This window comes from Propionicicella superfundia DSM 22317, from assembly GCF_000423465.1.
Classification (GTDB): Bacteria; Actinomycetota; Actinomycetes; order Propionibacteriales; family Propionibacteriaceae; genus Propionicicella; species Propionicicella superfundia.
In genome coordinates this window covers 607,231-615,163 of the sequence record NZ_KE384021.1, presented here as the reverse complement: position 1 = coordinate 615,163, position 7,933 = coordinate 607,231, and the positions used below count along the sequence as shown (strand labels likewise).

2 protein-coding genes are annotated in these 7,933 nt (G+C 66.6%); both read right to left on the bottom strand.

What is annotated here, in order from left to right; genetic code table 11:
• Nucleotides 1–155: 155 nt before the first annotated feature.
• Nucleotides 156–4,007 (bottom strand): DNA-directed RNA polymerase subunit beta', encoded by a 3,852-nt coding sequence (locus G555_RS0112720; RefSeq protein ID WP_028709152.1) that lies wholly within the window; start codon nt 4,005–4,007, stop codon nt 156–158.
• Nucleotides 4,008–4,072: 65 nt separating this feature from the next.
• Nucleotides 4,073–7,549, bottom strand: coding sequence for a DNA-directed RNA polymerase subunit beta (rpoB, locus tag G555_RS0112715; RefSeq protein ID WP_156887551.1), 3,477 nt, complete (start codon nt 7,547–7,549; stop codon nt 4,073–4,075).
• Nucleotides 7,550–7,933 lie beyond the last annotated feature (384 nt).

Below are 7,933 nucleotides of genomic sequence, written 5' to 3'. Positions count from 1 at the left end.
CCTTTCGACAAGCTCAAGGACCGGTGCCCCGTCGAAACCAACGTGACCCCAGACGTCCTTTCGACAAGCTCAAAGACCGGTGCCCTGTCGGAACCACCGCGAGCGAGCGAAAACGGGGCGCCCCCGCAGGGACGCCCCGTTTCGTCTGCCCGGATTCAGCGCAGGTCGGAGATGTCGAACTCCTCCAGCGGCACCGCCGCACCACTGCCCGCACCGAAGTCGTAGTCGTACGGGTCGTAGTTCAGCGAGTACGCCGCCGCCCGAGCCTCGGCCGTCGGCTCGACGCGGATGTTGCGGTACCGCTCGAGACCGGTGCCCGCCGGGATCAGCTTGCCGAGGATGACGTTCTCCTTGAGGCCGACGAGCTGGTCGGACTTGGCGTGGATCGCCGCATCGGTGAGCACCTTCGTCGTCTCCTGGAAGGACGCCGCCGACAGCCACGACTCGGTCGCGAGCGACGCCTTGGTGATGCCCATGAGAACCGGCCGGCCCTGGGCGGGCTGGCCGCCTTCGGTGACGATCCGGCGGTTCTCCTGCTCGTAGGAGGCCCGATCCACCAGCTCACCGGGCAGCATCGACGAGTCGCCCGACTCGATGACGGTGATCCGCCGCAGCATCTGCCGGATGATGATCTCGATGTGCTTGTCGTGGATCGGCGCACCCTGCGTCCGGTAGACCGACTGCACCTCCTCGACCAGGTGCTCCTGCACCTTGCGCACACCCCGGACACGGAGGACGTCCTGCGGGTCGGGGGTACCGGCCTGCAACTGCTGACCGACCTCGACATGGTCGCCGTCCTCGATGAGCAGGCGCACGCGCCGCCCCACCGGGTACTCGACATCGGCCTCGCCGTCGTCGCGAACGATGATCAGCTTCCGGCTGCGATCCGTCTCGTCGATCTTGATCCGGCCGCTGGCCTCGGCGATCGCCGCCTTGCCCTTTGGCGTACGGGCCTCGAAGAGCTCGACGACGCGAGGCAGGCCCTGGGTGATGTCGTCGCCCGCGACGCCACCGGTGTGGAACGTACGCATGGTGAGCTGCGTCCCGGGCTCGCCGATGGACTGGGCAGCGACGATGCCCACGGCCTCGCCCACGTCCACGAGCTTGCCGGAGGCCAGAGACCTGCCGTAGCACATCGCGCACGTGCCCAGAGCCGACTCGCAGGTGAGGACGGAACGGACCTTCACCTCGCGGATTCCGGCCTTGACGAGCCGCTTGATGTTGACGTCGCCGAGATCCACCCCGGCCGCCAGCAGCACCTCGCCCTTCTCGTCCACCGCGTCGGCCGCGAGCGTCCGCGCGTACACGGACGTCTCGTTGTTGCCCGCGGCGACGAGCGCGCCGTTGTCCTCGACGGCGATCACCTTCGTGAGCCCACGCTCGGTGCCACAGTCCTCCTCGCGGATGATGACGTCCTGGGAGACGTCCACCAACCGTCGGGTGAGGTAGCCGGAGTCGGCTGTCCGCAGCGCGGTGTCGGCCTGACCCTTCCGACCGCCGTGGGTGGAGATGAAGTACTCCAGCACGGACAGGCCCTCACGGAAGTTCGACTTGATGGGCCGGGCGATGATCTCGCCCTTCGGGTTGGCCACGAGGCCGCGCATGGCGGCGATCTGCCGCATCTGCACCATGTTTCCACGGGCACCCGAGTGAACCATCATGTAGATGGGGTTGTCCTTGTCGAAGTTCGCCTCCATCGCCGCGCTCAGCTCGGCGGTGGCGTCGGTCCAGATCTGGATGAGTTCCTGTCGGCGCTCCTCCTCGGTCACCTGGCCACGGTCGTACAGCTTGTCGATCTTCGTGGCCTTGGCCTCGTACCCCGCCAGGATCTGCGGCTTCGAGGGCGGCGTGAGGACGTCCGCCATCGACACGGTGACACCGCTGCGCGTCGCCCACTTGAACCCGATGTCCTTCAGGTTGTCGAGGGTGTTGGCGACCTGCTGCTTCGGGTACTGCTCGGCGAGATCGTTGATGATCTGGCCCAGCTTCTTCTTCCCGACCTCGCCGTTCACGTACGGGTAGTCGGCCGGCAGGGCCTCGTTGAACAGCGCCCGGCCGAGCGTCGTCTCCAGCAGGATCGTGCCGTCGGCGCGCAACTCGTTCTTCGCGGGCGGGACGATGCCCCGCAACCGGATCCGGCACCGTGCACCGACGTCCAGCTCGCCGAGGTCATAGGCCATGAGCGCCTCGGAGATGCTGCCGAAGACCCGATCCTCGCCCACACGTCCCGGACGCATCAGCGTCAGGTAGTAGTGGCCGATGATCATGTCCTGCGTCGGCATGGTGACGGGACGCCCGTCGGCCGGCTTCAGGATGTTGTTCGTCGACAGCATCAGGATGCGGGCCTCGGCCTGCGCCTCGGCCGACAGCGGCAGGTGCACGGCCATCTGGTCGCCGTCGAAGTCGGCGTTGAAGGCGGTGCACACCAGCGGATGGATCTGGATCGCCTTGCCCTCGATGAGCTGCGGCTCGAACGCCTGGATGCCGAGCCGGTGCAGCGTCGGGGCGCGGTTCAGCAGCACCGGGTGCTCCGAGATGACCTCTTCGAGGACGTCCCACACCACCGGGCGCTGCCGCTCGACCATTCGCTTGGCCGACTTGATGTTCTGGGCGTGGTTGAGATCGTCCAGGCGCTTCATCACGAACGGCTTGAACAGCTCCAGCGCCATCGCCTTCGGCAGACCGCACTGGTGCAGCTTGAGCTGCGGGCCGACGACGATGACCGAGCGGCCCGAGTAGTCGACGCGCTTGCCGAGCAGGTTCTGGCGGAACCGGCCCTGCTTGCCCTTCAGCATGTCGGAGATCGACTTCAGCGGACGGTTGCCCGGCCCGGTGACCGGCCGGCCGCGGCGACCGTTGTCGAACAGCGAGTCGACGGCCTCCTGCAGCATCCGCTTCTCGTTGTTGACGATGATCTCGGGCGCGCCGAGGTCCAGGAGCCTCTTCAGCCGGTTGTTCCGGTTGATGACCCGCCGGTACAGATCGTTGAGGTCGCTGGTGGCGAACCGTCCGCCGTCGAGCTGGACCATCGGGCGCAGATCGGGCGGGATCACCGGGACGGCGTCCAGCACCATGCCCGACGGCGAGTTCTCGGTGTGCAGGAACGCCGACACGACCTTCAACCGCTTCAGGGCGCGGGTCTTGCGCTGCCCCTTGCCGACCTTGATGGTCTCACGGAGCTGCGCCGCCTCGGCCTCGAGATCGAACGTCGCGAGGCGGTTCTTGATCGCCTCGGCACCCATCGAACCCGCGAAGTACTTGCCGAAGCGGTTCTTCATCTCGCGGTAGAGGATCTCGTCGCCCTCGAGATCCTGCACCTTCAGACCCTTGAACCGGTCCCACACCTCACCGAGGCGGTCGATCTCACGCTGCGCGCGATCACGCAGCAGCTTGACCTCGCGCTCGGCCCCGTCGCGCACCTTCTTGCGGACGTCGGCGCGGGCGCCCTCCTCCTCGAGCCGAGCGAGGTCCTCCTCCAGCTTCTGCATGCGGGCCTCGATGTCGGCATCGCGCCGCTTCTCGAGCTGCTTCCGCTCGACCTCGATCTTGGCCTCCAGCGAGGGCAGGTCGCGGTGACGCGCCTCATCGTCGACCGCGGTGATCATGTAGGCCGCGAAGTAGATGACCTTCTCAAGGTCCTTCGGCGCGATGTCCAGCAGGTATCCCAGCCGCGACGGGACACCCTTGAAGTACCAGATGTGCGTCACGGGCGCGGCGAGTTCGATATGGCCCATGCGGTCGCGACGGACGTTGGAGCGGGTCACCTCGACGCCGCAACGCTCGCAGATGATGCCCTTGAACCGCACCCGCTTGTATTTGCCGCAGTAGCACTCCCAGTCGCGGGTCGGACCGAAGATCTTCTCGCAGAACAGCCCGTCGCGCTCCGGCTTGAGCGTGCGGTAGTTGATGGTCTCCGGCTTCTTCACCTCGCCGTGGGACCACTCACGGATCTGGTCGGCGGTCGCCAGCCCGATGCGCAGTTCGTCGTAGAAGTTGACGTCAAGCACGTTGTGTCACTTTCTCCTACACCGGTAGGAAGTTGTGGGTCGTGAATGGGTTGACTGAGCCGGACTCAGACTTCGTCGACCACGGTGAAGGAGTCCGCGCCGGGACGCCGGGACAGGTCGATGCCGAACTCCTCGGCGGACCGGAAGTCATCCTCGGAGTCGCGCAGTTCGACGACCTGCCCGTCGGACGACAGCACCTCGACATTCAGGCACAGGGACTTCATCTCCTTGACGAGAACCTTGAACGACTCCGGGATACCCGGCTCGGGGATGTTCTCGCCCTTCACGATGGCCTCGTACACCTTCACGCGTCCGGGCACGTCGTCGGACTTGATCGTGAGCAACTCCTGCAACGCCCAGGCGGCGCCGTACGCCTCCAGCGCCCACACCTCCATCTCGCCGAACCGCTGCCCGCCGAACTGGGCCTTACCGCCCAGCGGCTGCTGCGTGATCATCGAGTACGGGCCGGTCGACCGCGCGTGGATCTTGTCGTCGACCAGGTGGTGCAGCTTCAGCATGTACGTGTAGCCGACACCGACCCGCTCGGGGTACGGATCGCCGGTCCGCCCGTCGAACAGGCGCGCCTTGCCGCCCGAGTCCACGAGCTTGAGCCCGTCGGCCTGCGGCAGACCATGCTCCAGCAGACCGTGGATCTCCTCCTCGTTGGCTCCGTCGAAGACCGGCGTGGCCAGGCGCGAATCCGCCGGCACGCGGGTGAGCCCGACGTCCCGGAGCCGCTCGGCCCACGGCTCGTCGACTCCTTCGATGTCCCAACCGGACTTGGCGATCCAGCCGAGGTGCATCTCCAGCACCTGTCCGACGTTCATCCGCGAGGGGACGCCGAGCGGGTTCAGGACGATGTCGACCGGCGTGCCGTCCTCCATGAACGGCATGTCCTCCTGCGGCAGGATCTTCGCGATGACGCCCTTGTTGCCGTGGCGTCCGGCGAGCTTGTCGCCGTCGGAGATCTTCCGCTTCTGCGCGACGTACACGCGAACGAGCTGGTTGACGCCAGGGGGCAGTTCGTCGCCCTCCTCGCGGTCGAACACCCGGACACCGATGACCGTGCCGGTCTCGCCGTGCGGCACCTTCATCGACGTGTCGCGCACCTCGCGCGCCTTCTCGCCGAAGATCGCGCGCAGCAGCCGCTCCTCGGGAGTCAGCTCCGTCTCGCCCTTGGGCGTGACCTTGCCGACGAGGATGTCGCCGGTGCCGACCTCCGCCCCGATCCGGATGATGCCGCGCTCGTCCAGGTCGGCGAGCATGTCCTCGCCGACGTTCGGGATGTCACGGGTGATCTCTTCGGGACCGAGCTTCGTGTCGCGGGCGTCCACCTCGTGCTCCTCGATGTGGATCGAGGTGAGGACGTCGTCCTGGACCAGGCGCTGGCTGAGGATGATCGCATCCTCGTAGTTGTGGCCTTCCCAGGGCATGAACGCGACGAGGAGGTTCCGGCCCAGCGCCATCTCGCCCTGGTCCGTGCAGGCCCCGTCAGCCAGCGGTGTGCCGACCTCGACCCGCTGCCCCGCGGTCACCAGCGGGCGCTGATTGATGCAGGTCGCCTGGTTCGAACGGCGGAACTTGCTGAGCCGGTGGGTCTGGTAGGTCCCGTCGTCGTTCGCGATGTCGATGAGGTCGGCCGTCACGGTCGTGACCACGCCGGCCTGCCCTGCGACCGTCACGTCGCCGGCGTCGACGGCGCCGCGGTACTCCATCCCCGTTCCGACGAGCGGGGCCTCGTTGCGGATGAGCGGCACGGCCTGGCGCTGCATGTTGGCACCCATGAGGGCGCGCGATGCGTCGTCGTGCTCCAGGAAGGGGATCAGCGCGGTCGCGACCGACACCATCTGTCGCGGCGAGACGTCCATGTACTGGACCTCGGCCGCCGGCACCTCCTCGGCGTCGCCGTCCTTGACGCGGACCAGAACCCTGTCCTCGATGAACTTGCCGGTGTCGTCGACCGGCGCGTTCGCCTGGGCGATGATGTAGCGGTCCTCTTCGTCGGCCGTCAGGTAGTCGACCTGGTCGGTGATGTGGCTGTCCTCGACCTTGCGGTACGGAGTCTCGATGAAGCCGAACGCGTTGACCCGCGCGAAGGACGCGAGCGACCCGATGAGGCCGATGTTCGGTCCCTCAGGGGTCTCGATCGGGCACATCCGGCCGTAGTGGGACGGGTGGACGTCGCGGACCTCCATGCCGGCGCGGTCACGGGACAGACCGCCGGGACCGAGGGCGGACAGGCGCCGCTTGTGCGTCAGCCCGGCAACGGGGTTGGTCTGGTCCATGAACTGCGACAACTGCGACGTCCCGAAGAATTCCTTCAACGCCGCCACGACGGGACGGATGTTGATCAGCGTCTGCGGCGTGATCGCCTCGATGTCCTGCGTCGTCATCCGGTCGCGGACGACACGCTCCATGCGGCCGAGGCCGGTGCGGAGCTGGTTCTGGATGAGTTCGCCGACGGTGCGCAGCCGGCGGTTCCCGAAGTGGTCGATGTCGTCGGTCTCGACCGGCAGACCCTCGGGGGTCTCCGTCACGCCCTCGTGCAGCGCCACGATGTAGCGGATGGCGGCGACGATGTCCTCGACGGTCAGCACCTGCTGATCGAACGGCTGGGTCAGCCCGAGCTTCTTGTTGATCTTGTGCCGGCCGACCTTCGCCAGGTCGTACCGCTTCGGGTTGAAGTAGTAGTTCTCCAGCATCGCCTGCGCGGCCTCGCGCGTCGGCGGCTCGCCGGGACGCAGCTTGCGGTAGATGTCGAGCAGCGCCTCGTCGGTGTTGGCGGTGTGGTCCTTCTCCAGGGTGAGCCGCATCGACTCCGAGTCGCCGAACTCGGACAGGATCTGCTCATTGGTCCAGCCCAGGGCCTTGAGCAGCACTGTCACGTTCTGCTTCCGCTTGCGGTCGACGCGCACGCCCACCATGTCGCGCTTGTCGATCTCGAACTCGAGCCATGCCCCGCGGCTCGGGATCATCTTGCACGTGAAGATGTCTTTGTCGGACGCCTTGTCGGGCGTCTGCTCGAAGTACACGCCGGGCGACCGGACGAGCTGGCTGACCACGACGCGCTCGGTGCCGTTGATGACGAACGTGCCCTTGTCCGTCATCAGCGGGAACTCGCCCATGTAGACGGTCTGGCTCTTGATCTCCAGCGTCTCGTTGTTGATGAACTCGGCTGTGACGAACAGCGGGGCCGAGTAGGTGACGTCGCGATCCTTGCACTCTTCCACGGTGTACTTGGGATCCTCGAAGCGATGGTCGCGGAACGAGAGCGACATCGTCTGGGAGAAGTCCTCGATCGGCGAGATCTCCTCGAAGATCTCCTCCAGACCGGACTTGGTGTTGACGTCTGTCCTGCCCTCAGCCAGGGCTGTCGCGACACGATCGCGCCAGACCTGGCTCCCGATCACCCAGTCGAAAGACTCGACCTGGAGATCCAGCAGGTTGGGGACTTCGAGTGGTTCGTGCACCTTCGCGAAGGAGATGCGGCCACTCTGGGAGATGACATTGGTGTTCTTCGACGCAGTGCGCGAGACGGCCAAGATATGGTCCTTCCACAAAATCCGGCGGGCCGGTTCTTTGCAGGCTGAAGCACCCATGTCAAGCACGGGCAGGGGACAGCGCAGGGGCAAATAGCAAGAGTAGCCGACGAACTCGGCACGCGCAACTCCAAGACCTCTCCGATGAGGGCCAGAGGCCAACCGGGCGCCAGCTTAGCGCGCGACCGCGGCCTGCGATACACATCCGGCCGAGGAGGTGGCCGGATCTCAGCCCGGCCCTGTCCGTCCCGCCCGGGGTCGAGGATCTCGCCGAGAGGCGGAACCAGGGAACGGGGGGAACGGCCCGTGACATTCACGGACGTGAGGGGCGGCTCGGCACCCCGCGAGGGTGACAGGGCCCCGGAACGAACCTGAGTCGGTGTTTGC